At 40.4% G+C, this 14,125-nt stretch carries 16 protein-coding genes; 11 read left to right on the plus strand and 5 right to left on the minus strand.

Going from position 1 to position 14,125, the window contains the following annotated elements:
* Window positions 1-37 precede the first annotated feature (37 nt).
* The 9 genes from petH to V7K84_RS34180 all read left to right on the plus strand — a co-directional run bounded on the left by petH (window position 38) and on the right by V7K84_RS34180 (window position 10,790).
* Window positions 38-1,384 (plus strand): ferredoxin--NADP reductase, encoded by a 1,347-nt coding sequence (petH, locus tag V7K84_RS34140; protein ID WP_334844930.1) that lies wholly within the window; start codon window positions 38-40, stop codon window positions 1,382-1,384.
* A gap of 233 nt (window positions 1,385-1,617) precedes the next feature.
* Complete coding sequence (locus V7K84_RS34145; RefSeq protein ID WP_334844932.1) at window positions 1,618-2,904, plus strand: homoserine dehydrogenase; 1,287 nt, start codon at window positions 1,618-1,620, stop codon at window positions 2,902-2,904.
* Between the two features lie 141 nt (window positions 2,905-3,045).
* Window positions 3,046-3,768, plus strand: a complete 723-nt coding sequence (locus tag V7K84_RS34150; protein WP_334844933.1) for a Uma2 family endonuclease — start codon at window positions 3,046-3,048, stop codon at window positions 3,766-3,768.
* A gap of 217 nt (window positions 3,769-3,985) precedes the next feature.
* Window positions 3,986-5,140 (plus strand): DUF262 domain-containing protein, encoded by a 1,155-nt coding sequence (locus tag V7K84_RS34155; RefSeq protein WP_334844934.1) that lies wholly within the window; start codon window positions 3,986-3,988, stop codon window positions 5,138-5,140.
* On the plus strand, window positions 5,137-6,267 hold the full coding sequence (locus tag V7K84_RS34160; protein ID WP_334844935.1) for an AAA family ATPase: 1,131 nt from the start codon (window positions 5,137-5,139) through the stop codon (window positions 6,265-6,267). Before V7K84_RS34155 ends, V7K84_RS34160 begins: the two co-directional genes overlap by 4 nt.
* Window positions 6,268-6,270: 3 nt before the next feature.
* Window positions 6,271-7,224, plus strand: coding sequence for a hypothetical protein (locus V7K84_RS34165; RefSeq protein WP_334844937.1), 954 nt, complete (start codon window positions 6,271-6,273; stop codon window positions 7,222-7,224).
* A gap of 486 nt (window positions 7,225-7,710) precedes the next feature.
* On the plus strand, window positions 7,711-9,447 hold the full coding sequence (locus V7K84_RS34170; RefSeq protein WP_334844939.1) for a Mu transposase C-terminal domain-containing protein: 1,737 nt from the start codon (window positions 7,711-7,713) through the stop codon (window positions 9,445-9,447).
* Between the two features lie 3 nt (window positions 9,448-9,450).
* On the plus strand, window positions 9,451-10,287 hold the full coding sequence (locus V7K84_RS34175; protein WP_334844940.1) for a TniB family NTP-binding protein: 837 nt from the start codon (window positions 9,451-9,453) through the stop codon (window positions 10,285-10,287).
* Window positions 10,287-10,790, plus strand: coding sequence for a TniQ family protein (locus V7K84_RS34180; RefSeq protein WP_334844941.1), 504 nt, complete (start codon window positions 10,287-10,289; stop codon window positions 10,788-10,790). The genes V7K84_RS34175 and V7K84_RS34180 overlap by 1 nt, the downstream gene beginning before the upstream one ends.
* A gap of 32 nt (window positions 10,791-10,822) precedes the next feature.
* Here V7K84_RS34180 and V7K84_RS34185 read toward each other — a convergent pair whose 3' ends face one another.
* The 3 genes from V7K84_RS34185 to V7K84_RS34195 form a co-directional block, all read right to left on the minus strand.
* Window positions 10,823-11,020 carry a hypothetical protein gene (locus V7K84_RS34185; RefSeq protein ID WP_334844942.1) on the minus strand — a complete coding sequence of 66 codons (198 nt, stop codon included), beginning with the start codon at window positions 11,018-11,020 and terminating at the stop codon, window positions 10,823-10,825.
* Between the two features lie 152 nt (window positions 11,021-11,172).
* Window positions 11,173-11,478 carry a helix-turn-helix domain-containing protein gene (locus tag V7K84_RS34190; RefSeq protein ID WP_334844943.1) on the minus strand — a complete coding sequence of 102 codons (306 nt, stop codon included), beginning with the start codon at window positions 11,476-11,478 and terminating at the stop codon, window positions 11,173-11,175.
* Entirely contained in the window at window positions 11,471-11,983 is a 513-nt protein-coding gene (locus V7K84_RS34195) for a hypothetical protein (RefSeq protein ID WP_334844945.1), read from the minus strand. Before V7K84_RS34195 ends, V7K84_RS34190 begins: the two co-directional genes overlap by 8 nt.
* A 172-nt stretch (window positions 11,984-12,155) precedes the next feature.
* Here V7K84_RS34195 and V7K84_RS34200 point away from each other — a divergent pair, with 172 nt between their 5' ends.
* The gene (locus tag V7K84_RS34200) at window positions 12,156-12,332 is read left to right on the plus strand and encodes a ribbon-helix-helix domain-containing protein (protein WP_334844947.1); all 177 of its coding nucleotides are present in this window, start codon (window positions 12,156-12,158) and stop codon (window positions 12,330-12,332) included.
* 139 nt (window positions 12,333-12,471) lie between these two features.
* Here V7K84_RS34200 and V7K84_RS34205 read toward each other — a convergent pair whose 3' ends face one another.
* Together V7K84_RS34205 and V7K84_RS34210 are read right to left on the minus strand one after the other, a co-directional pair.
* Complete coding sequence (locus V7K84_RS34205; RefSeq protein WP_292815177.1) at window positions 12,472-12,780, minus strand: HigA family addiction module antitoxin; 309 nt, start codon at window positions 12,778-12,780, stop codon at window positions 12,472-12,474.
* Window positions 12,781-12,794: 14 nt separating this feature from the next.
* Window positions 12,795-12,980 (minus strand): type II toxin-antitoxin system RelE/ParE family toxin, encoded by a 186-nt coding sequence (locus tag V7K84_RS34210; RefSeq protein WP_334844951.1) that lies wholly within the window; start codon window positions 12,978-12,980, stop codon window positions 12,795-12,797.
* A 415-nt stretch (window positions 12,981-13,395) separates the two neighbouring features.
* Here V7K84_RS34210 and V7K84_RS34215 point away from each other — a divergent pair.
* The coding region (locus V7K84_RS34215) for a tetratricopeptide repeat protein (protein WP_334844950.1) at window positions 13,396-14,125 on the plus strand (730 nt) is incomplete at its 3' end.

The following is a 14,125-nucleotide window of genomic DNA, read 5'->3' on the forward strand; positions in this document are numbered from 1 at the left end:
AAAAACGGTTAAGTAAATTATCGGAGTGGTAGAACGAATGTACAATCAAGGTGCTGTTGAGGGTGCTGCCAACACAGAATTAGGTAGCCGCATCTTCCTTTATGAAGTAGTGGGTTTGCGTCAGAGTGAAGAAACCGATCAAACTAACTACCCAATTCGGAAAAGTGGCAGTGTGTTCATCAGAGTGCCTTACAACCGCATGAATCAAGAAATGCGACGTATCACTCGTCTAGGCGGCACAATTGTTAGCATTCAGCCTGTAACTGCTCTAGAGCCAGTTAATGGTAAAGCCTCATTTGGGAGTGCTACAAGCGAAGTCAGCGAGTTAGCTACATCTGGGGAAACTGCTAACAGTGAAGGGAATGGTAAAGCCACACCTGTAAATGCTGGTAGTGAAGCCAAAGGCTTCGCTAAATCATCAGCTGAAGAACAGCTCAAGAACAAGGACAAGAAAGGCAACACCATGACTCAAGCGAAAGCCAAAAAAGACCACGGTGACGTTCCTGTTAACACTTACCGTCCCAATGCTCCGTTTATTGGCAAAGTAATATCTAACGAACCGCTAGTCAAAGAAGGTGGTATTGGTATTGTTCAACACCTTAAATTTGACCTTTCCGCCGGGGATTTGAAGTATATAGAAGGTCAAAGTATTGGGATTATTCCACCAGGATTAGACAAAAACGGTAAGCCAGAAAAACTTAGACTCTATTCCATCGCCTCAACTCGACATGGCGATGATGTGGATGATAAGACAGTATCACTGTGCGTCCGCCAATTAGAATACAAGCACCCAGAAACTGGCGAAACAGTCTATGGTGTTTGCTCTACACACCTGTGTTTCCTCAAGCCAGGAGAAGAGATAAAAATTACAGGGCCTGTGGGTAAGGAAATGTTGTTACCCGATGATCCTGAAGCTAATGTCATCATGTTGGCAACTGGAACGGGTATTGCTCCTATGCGGGCTTATCTGTGGCGTCAGTTTAAAGATGCAGAAAGAGCAGCTAACCCAGAATACCAATTTAAAGGATTCTCTTGGCTAATATTTGGTGTTCCCACAACTCCAAACCTCTTATATAAGGAAGAACTGGAAGAAATTCAACAAAAATATCCTGATAACTTCCGTCTGACTGCTGCCATCAGCCGCGAACAAAAAAATCCCCAAGGCGGTAGAATGTACATTCAAGACCGCGTAGCGGAACATGCAGATGAATTGTGGCAATTAATTAAAAATGAAAAAACCCACACATACATCTGCGGTTTGCGAGGTATGGAAGAAGGTATTGATGCAGCCTTAACTACTGCTGCTGCGAAAGAAGGCGTAACCTGGAGTGATTACCAGAAGCAACTCAAGAAAGCTCATCGCTGGCACGTAGAAACTTACTAATTTGGTCATTGGTCATTGGTCATTAGTTACTTGTACTGCCCTTCGACTACGCTCAGGAACCGCGACTTGTGCCGAGCGATAGCGTAGCGTCTCGTAGAGAAGCCGAGGTAAGTCGAAGTATTAGTTTTAGACAAAGAACGAACGACAAAGGACAAATGACAAAGGAAGCAGGATAATCAGTAGGTAGGGCAAACGCTCTACCTACAATTGTTATTGGTGAAATTGGGTGCAAAATGGGTGTGAAACTAGGAATACTGGGATTAGGCACCGTGGGAACGGGAACAGTGCAGTTGTTGCAAGATAGCGCTGGGCGTCACCCATTGTTGCAAGAGATAGAAATTTATCGGGTGGGAGTGCGATCGCTAGATAAACCCCGTGCAGTAGAATTGTCTACGGAAGTAGTAACTACAGATTTAGAATCTATTGTCAACGATCCGGCGGTAGATATAGTTGTGGAGGTGATGGGTGGACTGGAGCCGGCGCGATCGCTTATTCTCAAAGCTTTAAGTAATGGTAAGCATGTAGTCACCGCCAATAAAGCAGCGATCGCCCGCTTCGGAACGGAAATTTTCACAACTGCCAATCAAGCCGGCGTATACGTCATGTTAGAAGCCGCTGTGGGTGGTGGTATTCCAGTGATTCAACCCCTAAAGCAATCTTTAAGTGTTAACCGAATTCATACTGTAACGGGTATTGTTAACGGTACAACAAACTACATCCTGACGCGGATGCAAACAGAAGGCAGTAACTTCAATGATGTCTTAGCTGATGCCCAGCGATTGGGTTATGCTGAGGCTGACCCCACCGCTGATGTGGATGGCTTAGACGCAGCTGATAAAATTGCCATCCTGGCATCATTAGGCTTTGGTGGACGCATCAACTTACAAGATGTTTATACCGAAGGGATTCGGCAAGTGAGCAAAACAGATATTGCCTACGCCGAAAAATTGGGATTTGTGATTAAATTATTAGCGATCGCTAAACGTGATACTCCCTCATCCCCACTTTCCGTTAGAGTTCATCCGACTTTAGTGCCTCAAGCTCATCCTTTGGCTAGCATCAACGGCGTTTACAACGCCATTCTTGTTGAAGGAGAACCCATTGGACAAGTGATGTTTTTTGGCCCCGGTGCTGGTGCTGGTGCAACCGCCAGTGCTGTCACTTCGGATATTTTGAATTTAGTTGCTGTCCTCAAAACTAATACAGCAGTTACAAATCCATTATTAGCTTGTGGGCATCAAGAATATTGCCAAATTGCGCCGATGGCAGAATTGATAACTCGATTTTACGCCCGTTTCCTCACCAATGACCAACCCGGAGTTATCGGTAAATTGGGTACTTGCTTTGGCAACTATGGCGTTAGCTTAGAGTCAGTTGTCCAAACAGGCTTCCAAGGGGAACTAGCAGAGATTGTGGTTGTCACCCATGATGTGCGGGAAGGCAATTTTAGGCAAGCTTTGGCAGAAATTCGGAATTTGTCAGCGATTGAAAGCATTCCCAGCTTACTGCGTGTACTTTGAGATTAGTCGGGAGTGAAGTTCGTCAACTTGCTTTGCTCCAATTTTTAATTACCTCAAAGGATTCTTAGCTGCGAGTAAAACTTGGTTAAGTACGCAAGCTAAACTAAAAAATAAACTTCACCCCAGCGCGAGGCTAGACCTATGACCTCTGCAATCGATCCATCCACCGCCCTCACTCCTTTCCCCGATCATACGCAGCTACCAGAGTCAGACGGTACATTTGTGAAAAATTGGCAAGAGCATCCTCAAAGCATTTTACTCACTGACTCGATTACACCTATCCTTAAACGATTACATCCTGAAGGTGAATATTGTATAGGTCAGGACTTAGGTATTTACTGGCGTTTGACAGATCCGCCAGAACGAGGCGCAGAAGCACCAGATTGGTTTTATGTAGGAAATGTACCGCCTTTGCTTGATGGACAAACGCGGAGGTCTTATGTACTTTGGCGAGAATTTATTGCACCCTTAATTGCCTTAGAATTTGTTTCTGGGGATGGTAGTGAAGAACGAGATAAAACCCCTTGGCAAGGCAAATTTTGGATTTATGAGCAAGTAATTCATCCGGCTTTTTATGGCATTTATGAAGTGAAGAAAGCCAGTGTAGAAGTTTATAAATTAATTGGTGGACAATATCAGTTATTAGCAGCAAATGAGCGCGGACATTATCCGATTACGCACTTGGGAGTTGAGTTAGGCTTATGGCATGGAGTTTATCAAAACGCCGAATTGCCCTGGTTGCGTTGGTGGGATTTGCAGGGTAATTTGTTGTTGACTGGTGAGGAAAGAGCCGAACAGGAAAGACAAAGAGCCGATCGCTTAACTGCTCAATTGCGATCGCTCGGCATTGAACCAGAAGTTTAAGTATTTGGTTTAAGGGCGCGATCGCGCAAATTTTGGATTTGCCTGAGGAAGGTAAACAAGTAATAGACTAATTACGTAGAGGCGCAAAAATCCGCGCCTTTATGATTTGTGGGGATGTAGGATTGAAGTACGCCAGTTAAAGAGTCCCATTTGCTGATGTAGTAGCAATAAACATCAAAAATAACTGAATGGGTGTTAATAATAAGGAGTAAGCGCCGTGGTCAATTTGAATAATTATAACGCAGAATTAGCTGATGAAGAAATTTTAGATGACGAAGACAATGATGAAGAACAATATGAAAAAGTAACTTTTCAATACGATCCAGAAAAAATCAATATCGCTACAAGGGAGCCAACCATTGAGCAATTACTCAGAAGAATTGACGAAGAAGCCCTTGATTTAGCACCTGATTTTCAACGACAAGCCAATATATGGACTTTAGAAGCAAAAAGTAAATTAATTGAATCTATTTTGATTAGAATACCATTACCTGCTTTTTATATTGATGCTACAAATGAAGAGACAGATGAAGATAAATGGGTAGTTGTAGATGGATTACAAAGATTGTCAGCCTTAAAGCAATTTGTAATTGATAAAAGTGATAATAGACTTAAATTAGTTGGATTAGAATATCTAAAAGACTTAAATAACAAAAATTATGATGAATTAGAACGAAGATATCAACGTCGTATTTTAGAAACTCAAGTTACAGTATATTTAATTGAAAAAGGTACGCCTTTGGAAGTCAAATATAATATATTTAAACGTATTAATACGGGAGGGGTACCTCTTTCCAATCAAGAATTGCGTCATGCTTTGAATCCTGGGCAAGCTATAAAATTGGTGGCAAAACTAGCTTCTTTCTCAGAGTTTAAACGTGTTGTTAATCTCAGTGAATCAAAGAAAAAAAGAATGGATGATAGAGAGTTTGTACTAGGATTTCTTGCTTTTTATCTAATTTCTTATAAAGAATATCAAGAGGAAACTCGAGATTCTTTCCTCAGTAAAGCTTTGTCGAAAATAAATAGTCTTTCCAATGAGGAAATAATCAAAATAGAAGAAAATTTCAAAAAAGCGATGATTGCAGCTTTTGATATTTTTAATAATAACGCTTTTCGCAAAATTTCTAATAAAAACAAAAGAAAGTTTCCGCTTAACAAATCTTTATTTGAAGTTTGGTCTGTAAATCTTGGAAGACTAAATATAGAAAATATTCAAATTTTAAAAGATAGAAAACGAAAGCTCGTTGATACTTTTATTAGATATGTAGATAACGATGCAGACTTTCTAGTATCAATATCTCAAGTAAAAAATAAAATTGAGCATAGATTTGAAACGGTAGAGAAAATTATCCAAGAAGTATTATTATGATTAATTTCATTAATTATCTGAAATTGACCAATTACAAAGCCTTTGAAAATCAGTTAATCGAATTTAAGCCACTAACTTTACTTTCTGGTCTAAATAGTACGGGAAAATCTTCTGTCTTACAATCGCTACTTTTGCTGCGTCAATCTTATCAACAAGAATTATTGCCAAATGTCGGTTTAGCATTGAATGGTGAATTAGTACACATTGGTACTGCTCAAGATGCATTTTGCGAAAGAGCCAAAGAGGATTATCTTGGTTTCGAGATTATTTGGAATGATAGAAAAAAAGGGATTTGGCGTTTTAGCTATGACCAAATTAAGACAGGTGCAGATGTTTTAAATAATTTAGATTCTAAATTACCAATTGAGAATGTCTATAAATTAAGTCCTTTCAATAGAAGATTTCACTATTTACAGGCTGAACGTCTCGGGCCACGAACATCTTATGATATGTCAGATTATCAAGCAAGGCGACTAGGACAGTTAGGTAGTAAGGGTGAATATACTGCACATTTTTTAGCAATTAATCAAGATAAAGATGTTCTTCAAACTAAACTAAGACATCCGATGGCAAAATCTAACACTCTTAGCAGCCAGGTTGAAGGATGGATGAGAGAAGTTAGTCCTGGTACAAGGATTAAAATTAACTCTAATTCAGATATAGGTTTGATGAGTTTACAATATTTTTATGGGGATAGTAACCCCTATCGTACTACTAATGTCGGATTTGGGATTAGTTACACATTACCGATTATCGTAGCAGTTTTATCATCTTCTCCGGGTACACTAATTATAATTGAAAATCCAGAGGCACATCTACATCCTAAAGGACAAGTCAAGATGGGTGAATTATTATCGCTTGCAGCTAGTTGTGGAATTCAAATAGTAATAGAAACTCATAGCGATCATGTTTTAAATGGTATTCGTCTTGCTGTTCATGGAGGCAAAATTAAGCCTGATGATGTTCAGCTACATTATTTTCAGCGACAAGAAAAAGGAGGACAAACTGTTACAGAAGTAGTATCTCCACATATTGATCGCAATGGCAGAATTGATCGATGGCCTGATGGATTCTTTGATGAGTGGGAAAAAAGCTTGGATGTTTTGTTAGAACCTGCTGGAGAGTAGATTGTGGAGATTGACCTAGTTTTAAATGAACTTTCTCTGCAAAATCCTACCTCTGATAAGCAAACAGCGCGACAATGGATGTCGAACTTCATTAACGCTATAAAGGCAGTCAAAGCTCAGGGAGTAAAAGTCTATCTTCGCACTAAAGATAACTTTCATACAACTATACTTGCACCTGACTATCCTTTACGTCGTTGGCTTAACGATCGGGAAGTAGATCAAGTTGAACAAGGTTTTATTAGAAACTTAGCAACAGGAAGTCCTTTCTCAACTAATATTGCAAATTCAGATATTCAAGAGATTGAAAATAATGCTGGCTTGTCTGAATTTTGGCATCAGGGAGAAGCCGCAATTGGACTTGGTATTGCTTATATGCTTGATGCGATCGCAGTTAGTTTGCTTTTTGAAGAATGCTGGGATTTAAGCCACCTAGAACTAGCAGCCAGACGAATGGATGAAGATGGAGAGGTAATTGATTACGTTGTAGAGATTATCCATGTTAGTCGTAGCAATCATGTGCAGGAACATGCGGAATGGATACAAAAACGTATTCGTACCAGAGTTATTGACGGTGAGGATCTTTGGAATCGGAGAGAGGAATTATTTCCCAATCTGGAGTTTTGCGAAAATGTCAGCAAACAGATCCAAAACCTTTATTGTAGAACTCCAATGCTCAGGCAGGTTGTAAACAAGTTGTTTGAACTAGAAAACTACTGTAAAACTTGGACAGATGGAGCTTGTGATTTAGACCTGATTCCTAGCAAAGCAACTCCAGAAAGTGACTCTAGACTTCAAAAATTAAAGCCGAAACTAACCTTTAAGTGTCCTGATGATGTACATCGTATCTTCAGTTTGCACTTAAGAATGACTGGTGCAGGGGCTTGGCGGCTTCATTTTTCTGAAGAATTAGGGCCAGATAAGATTATCATTGGGTACATCGGGCCAAAAATCCAATAATCTTAAAGCCTAATTATAAAAAGCGATCGCCTACGCATGCTAAAGTGTCACATTTTAAGCATCCAGTAGGCAAAGTGAGCGTGTCCACTGGAATGCTAGGAGGCAAGAGGGTTTTTATTTAAATTAGTCAAAGCCTTATTGGTATTTATCCCCGAAAATAGGGAATTTCAGAGATTACCACAAGATCCATTTAGGCAAGGGTAAATTTTTGTACATTAACTAATTATTTGTCAATTTAACAAAATATTGTCAAAATATTCTAAATACCTAAAACCCTGACATAGCAAGGATTATGTCAGGGTTTTTCTATTTAAGACAGTTATACCCATCTAAGCCGATATTCACTAATTAGATGTCAAATACCAGATATTTCACAATTTAATTGTCACTTCCCAAAAACCTGGAAAAATCATGAGTTTTCATAAATTAACAAATTATTTGTCACTTTAAGTAGTATAATACAACTATGTTTTGATAAAACAGTGTATGCAAAATGCAGAATTCTCTAAAACCTCTACGACTTGGGCAAGCTCCGCAGATGTTAACAACGATCTTGCTGAAGCAAACGTTATAGTTTCTAAACTTTCAGATGAAGCTTTGCTGAAAATGGAGGTGATTCAAAGCCTTTTAGAAAATAGCGATGCCTACGGCGGGCTGCGCCAACGCACTACATATACTCAAAAGCTCAAGGAAGCGGCAGAAAAGCTTGGTAAATCAGTACGTACAGTGCGACGGCTGGTAGATAAATGGGAACAGGAAGGTTTGGCTGGACTGGCGCAAAATCAACGGATGGATAAAGGGAAGCATCGAGTTGATGAAGACTGGCAAGAGTTTGTATTGAAAACTTATAAGGAGGGTAATAAGGGAAGTAAAAGGATGACTCGCCAGCAGGTATTTATTAGAGTGAAGGCGAGAGCAGACGAACTGGGAGTTAAGCATCCTTCCCACATGACGGTTTACCGAATTTTGCAGCCGTTAATAGATAAAATTGAGCAAGCTAAGAGTATTCGCAGTTCGGGTTGGCGTGGTTCGCGCTTATCAATGAAAACCCGTGATGGAAAAGACTTGCAAATAGAACATAGTAACCAAGTTTGGCAGTGCGACCACACCCTTATTGATGTTTTATTAGTAGACCAGCATGGCAAAATTCTTAGTCGTCCTTGGTTAACAACGGTTATTGATAGTTATTCACGCTGCATTATGGGGATTAACTTGGGCTACGATGCACCAAGTTCTCAAGTTGTAGCTTTGGCGTTACGTCATGCAATTTTGCACAAGCAATATGGTTCAGAATATGGGCTTAATGAAGAATGGGGTACTTCTGGTTTGCCGCAACACTTTTATACGGATGGGGGTAAAGATTTTCGTTCCAACCATTTGCAGCAAATAGGAGTGCAGTTAGGGTTTGTTTGTCATTTGCGCGATCGCCCATCTGAAGGTGGTAGTGTTGAGCGTCCGTTTAAAACTCTAAATACAGAATTATTCTCAACTTTACAAGGATATACAGGTTCAAATGTTCAAGAGCGACCAGAGGAAGCGGAGAAAGAAGCTTGCTTAACGTTGCGGCAGTTAGAGCAAATGTTGGTGCGTTACATCGTTGATAACTATAACCAGCGACTTGATGCTCGAATGGGCGACCAGACAAGATTTCAACGCTGGGAATCTGGTTTAATTGCAGCACCTGATTTACTTTCTGAGAGGGATTTGGATATTTGCTTAATGAAGCAAACACGGCGACAAATTCAACGCGGGGGATATCTGCAATTTGAAAACTTGATGTATAGAGGTGAACTCTTAGCGGGTTATGCGGGAGAAAGTGTTGTGTTGCGATATGACCCTAGAGACATCACAACGATTTTGGTTTATCGCATAGAAGGGGATAAAGAGGTATTTATTGCTCGTGCTTATGCTCAAGATTTGGAGACAGAAGAACTATCTCTAGATGAAGCAAAAGCTAGCAGCCGTAAAGTGCGCGAAGCGGGTAAAGCTGTGAGTAATCGCTCAATTTTGGCTGAAGTTAGGGAACGCGAAACATTCCCAACTCAAAAGAAAACCAAAAAAGAGCGTCAGAAAGTAGAGCGGGCTGAGGTCAAAAAATCTAAACAACTTATACCTGTTGAGCCAGAGTCATCAGTAAAGGCGGTATCTATTGATAGCGAACCTGAGCCAGAGATGCCGGAAGTTTTTGATTACGAACAAATGCGTGAAGATTACGGATTTTAGAAAATGACTTCAAAAGAAGCCCAAGCAGTCGCCCAACAATTGGGTGATATTCCCGTTAATAGTGAAAAATTACATGCGGAGATTCAACGATTAAATAGTAAAGGTTTTGTCCCACTTGAACAAGTGCAAATTCTGCATGATTGGTTGGAAGGAAAGCGCCAATCAAGACAATCTGGACGTGTGGTAGGTGAGTCGAGAACGGGAAAAACAATGGGTTGTGATGCCTATAGGCTTAGGAATAAACCCTCTCAAGTTGCAGGAAAACCCCCAACTGTACCTGTGGCTTATATCCAAATTCCCCAGGAGTGCGGTGCTAAGGAATTATTTGGGGTAATTATGGAGCATTTAAAATATCAAGTAACTAAAGGAACAGTAGCAGAAATTCGAGATAGAACACTGCGGGTTCTTAAAGGTTGCGGAGTAGAGATGTTGATTATTGATGAAGCTGACCGCTTTAAGCCGAAAACTTTTGCGGAAGTGCGTGATATTTTTGACAGGTTGGAAATAGCAGTTATTTTGGTAGGAACCGATCGCTTAGATGCAGTGATTAAGCGGGATGAGCAGGTTTACAACCGTTTTCGGTCTTGTCACCGTTTTGGAAAGATGTCAGGGCAAGATTTTAAGCGAACGGTGGATATTTGGGAGAAGCAAATACTGAGATTGCCAGTTGCTTCCAACCTTTCGAGTAAGACGATGTTGAAGACGTTAGGGGAAGCAACTGGAGGTTATATCGGTTTGATGGATATGATTCTCCGAGAGACTGCAATTCGGGCTTTAAAAAAAGGACTGCAAAAAATTGACTTGGAAACTTTGAAGGAAGTAGCTGCTGAGTACAAGTGATGGAAGTGGAAAATATTAAGCCTTGGCTGTTTAGAGTTCAACCATATCAAGGAGAAAGCCTAAGTCATTTTTTGGGACGCTTTCGACAGGCAAATGATTTAACCCCTACTGGGTTAGGTAAGGCAGCAGGACTTGGGGGTGCGATCGCACGATGGGAAAAGTTTCGGTTTAATCCCCCACCATCTCGCCAGCAGTTGGAAGCATTGGCTAAGGTTGTGGGGGTTGATGTCGATAGGTTAGTGCAGATGTTACCACCTGTTGGGGTGGGAATGAAAATGGAGCCGATTCGGTTATGTGCTGCTTGTTATACCGAGTCGCCCTGTCACAAGATTGAATGGCAGTTGAAGGTGACACTGGGATGCGATCGCCACAAGTTAAGCTTGCTTTCAGAATGTCCCAACTGTGGGGCAAGATTTAAGTTTCCAGCGTTATGGGTGGATGGTTGGTGTCAAAGGTGTTTTATGACGTTTGCTGATATGGCAACGCACCATAAGTATTATTAAATACTAGTATTTTAATTTCTAGAATGTCCTAACTAGAGAGTGATTCTGTCTAACTGCACCACTTCCAGATTAAATATAATTGTAAAAGTCGCACTTGGTATAAGTCGGCGCAGTGCTTGTGAATGGGCTTCTGCATCGCTTCGACGACGAAAACGAGCAACAATTTGGTGTTGCATACTGGCGAAATGACGGACGACACACCAAGGATGAAGTTTGTCAATGTAGCTCACAAAAACCTCCTGACAATACTTGTTATTTAGCTGATTACTTGAGTAGTTAAAGCTTACTTGCTCACAAAATTTCCTAGACAAAAGCCACTCTACTGTGAGAGTGGCTGGTAAAAAATGTCAGAATGATATTGAAATTTGTTGACTTTTAATCTCTATTTACTTTGGTTAGTTAAACAGAGCTTGTTTAAAAGTCCTTCAGGAATCTCCTCAAAGCCTTCTAGCAGCAAATCCATCAGGGCAAGATGGCGTAAATCGGAAGGCATGGGACGGCGGTAATTGCGCCCTTTGGAGAACCAGCGCCGAACAGTTGAAAGTGAACGAGAGCAAATTCGAGCGATCGCCTCATGATTAACGTCCCACTTGGTATAAAATTTAATGGGTGTCATCCCTAGTTGACAATGGCTGTAAAAGTCAATCAGGTTTTGCTCGCGTTTTTGTAGAGGGCGGGGATTAGTCATATACTGGCTCTCCTTCCAGTGGTTCTAAGTCCTCCTCCCAAGCGATATCGGCAGATGTCCAAGCTGCACTGAGGCTGTCTTTGCTTAACCAAATTAGGTAGCACCAACTCCAGCAGCAAAGATGTGGGGCAAAGCTGTAAAATCTGCCGATCGCAATTCCCCAGTCGGTGTCAGAACTAAGCCAGCGTAATCTATCGCCGTACAAAAAGCGGGGTGTTTTGGCTGTATCAGGAAAATCGTCGGGTAAATCAACAGAAAGTTTCTGGTTAGTCAACTCTGGAAATAAATCTTGGTGATTTTTAGCAATTGCACTCAAATAATTAGCTATTAGTTCAGCATTGATGCTCTGGGTTAGTTGATAAATCAATACTGCCGCTAAAGTTTCTTGTTCTTGCTGCTCACCATAATCGCTGAGTTTTGCCAATAGTTGAGTTATTCCGAAGTCATCTAAGGCTTGTAGATAACTTCTGTGTTCATCTGTTTTGTAGCAAACAGGCTTTAACATGGAATATGTCTCCTGTATAGAGGGGGCCAAAAGTCAGCGTCTTCCCTGCAAAAGTTGAGCGCTGGCTTTTGACTTATCAGTAATTATACATAATTTTAATGTTATTCTATTTTTATTTATGTGTTTTTAGTGATTTAATATAGAAACACATAAATAAGTTGATGATAGTCACATGGGGAAAGTTGTAGTCAGTATTTACATGGAAGAAGAAGATAAGGAAGCTCTGCAACAACTTGCTGATGCAGAGGAGCGTTCTTTGTCGCAAATGGCAGTGTTAATTCTGAAACGAGCTGTTAAACAAGCGCAGACGGAAGGGATAATTTTGCCTACTCAGGAGAAGGGTAAATGAGGCGTAGATGCTTGCCCTTAGATATCACCTGTAAACCAATTAGGTTTTGAGAAAAAATATCAGGAGATTACATCAATAGAAAATAATGGTTAAATAAAAATCTTTACCAAATAAGTAGTTTCGGTATCTGAAAATAAGTTCAGGCTACATCATTAAACGGAAGTTGAGGAATTTGATTGTAAACTTCTGCATTTTCTTCAAGAGCTTGACGTAAATCGTATTGCGTTTGTAAATTCAACCAAAACTGAGCGCTGTTCCCAAAATAGCGCGATAGACGCAAGGCTGTATCTGCTGTAATACTACGCTTTCCTTGTAAAATTTCGCTAATTCGTGTTTGACTTACACCTATATCTTTGCTTAATCGATAAGGTGTGATGTTCAACGGTTCCAAGAATTCTAGTTGCAGGATTTCGCCAGGATGGATGTTTGGCAGACGGTTGTTATTCATAATGATTTTTATACTTAGTGGTAATCGACTATTTCAACTTCCGAAGCATTGTTTTCATTTGTCCAAACAAAGCAGAGTCGCCATTGATCGTTAATACGAATACTGTACTGCCCAATTCTATCGCCAACTAGCTTTTCTAAGCGATTTCCAGGTGGAACACGCAAGTCATTAATTGATGTTGCTGCGTCAAGGACAAGCAGTTTTCGTAAAGCAGTTTTTTAGATATTGGGCGGGTATTGAGGAGATATGAAGCCTTCAAAGATTAGCTTTGTCTCTTCAGATTTGAAACTGACAATCACAATACTATCGTTTCGCATTACTATCGTCGAACGTTAGTATGCATTGTCAAGTGATAGATTTTTACTTTCCCCTTCAACCTGTAAACTTGTATTTGCTTGGGCAAAGGCTGTGCAAGTTCCTCTGAATTTTAGAGCAAGTCAATTTTTCTATGGAGTTTGACGTTTGTTTTTATCCCTCGCAGCCAGATTTTAATGACGTAGTTTGGCAAGAAATACCGAATTAGAAGCTGATTTAATAAATTTCCGAAAATTCTGCTCGAAGTCTTGTGTTTATTTCATAGAATTTGCGGATACATCAAATTATTAAGTTGACATAATGCTTCTAAGTAGTGTCGAGCGCTTGAGAGTCATGCTTGTAACTCTACTGTTGTCGTTTGCTGTCACGGGAGAACTCAAAGCTGTTGCAGCGGTTGCAAACCTAACTTTGGCACAGGCACAAACTGCTCAAAATCCAAAAGATGAGGCAGATAGACTGCTAAAAGAGGGTAAACAAAAACTAAAGCAAAACCAATTTCAAGCAGCACTAGAGGCATTTGAAAAAGCCTTGACTTTGTATCGACAAGCTAAAAACCGCAAGGGTGAAGGTGATACTCTCTACAGCATTGGCGATGTTTACTACTATCAAGATAAATTTTCCCAAGCAATTGAGTTTTATCAGCAAGCTTTAGTAATTCGTAGGAAACTAAAAGATCGCACTCAAGAAGCCACAACACTCAATGATATCGGCTTATCTTACAGTAAATTAAGCCAGTACCCCAAAGCCTTAGAGTACTATCAGCAAGCTTTAGCGATTATTAAACAAATCGGCGATCGCTCTAAGGAAGGCACAACGCTCAACAACATTGGCTTAATTTACTCCAGTCTCGGACAGTACCCCAAAGCCTTGGAGTACTTAGAGCAAGCTTTAGTCATTATTAAACAAATCGGCGATCGCTCTGGCATTGGCAATAGCCTCAACAACATTGGCTTAATTTACTCCAGTCTCGGACAGTACCCCAAAGCCTTGGAGTACTTAGAGCAAGCTTTAGGAATTATTAAACAAATCG

Origin of the sequence: Nostoc sp., assembly GCF_036917315.1 — a bacterium.
Classification (GTDB): domain Bacteria; phylum Cyanobacteriota; class Cyanobacteriia; order Cyanobacteriales; family Nostocaceae; genus Nostoc.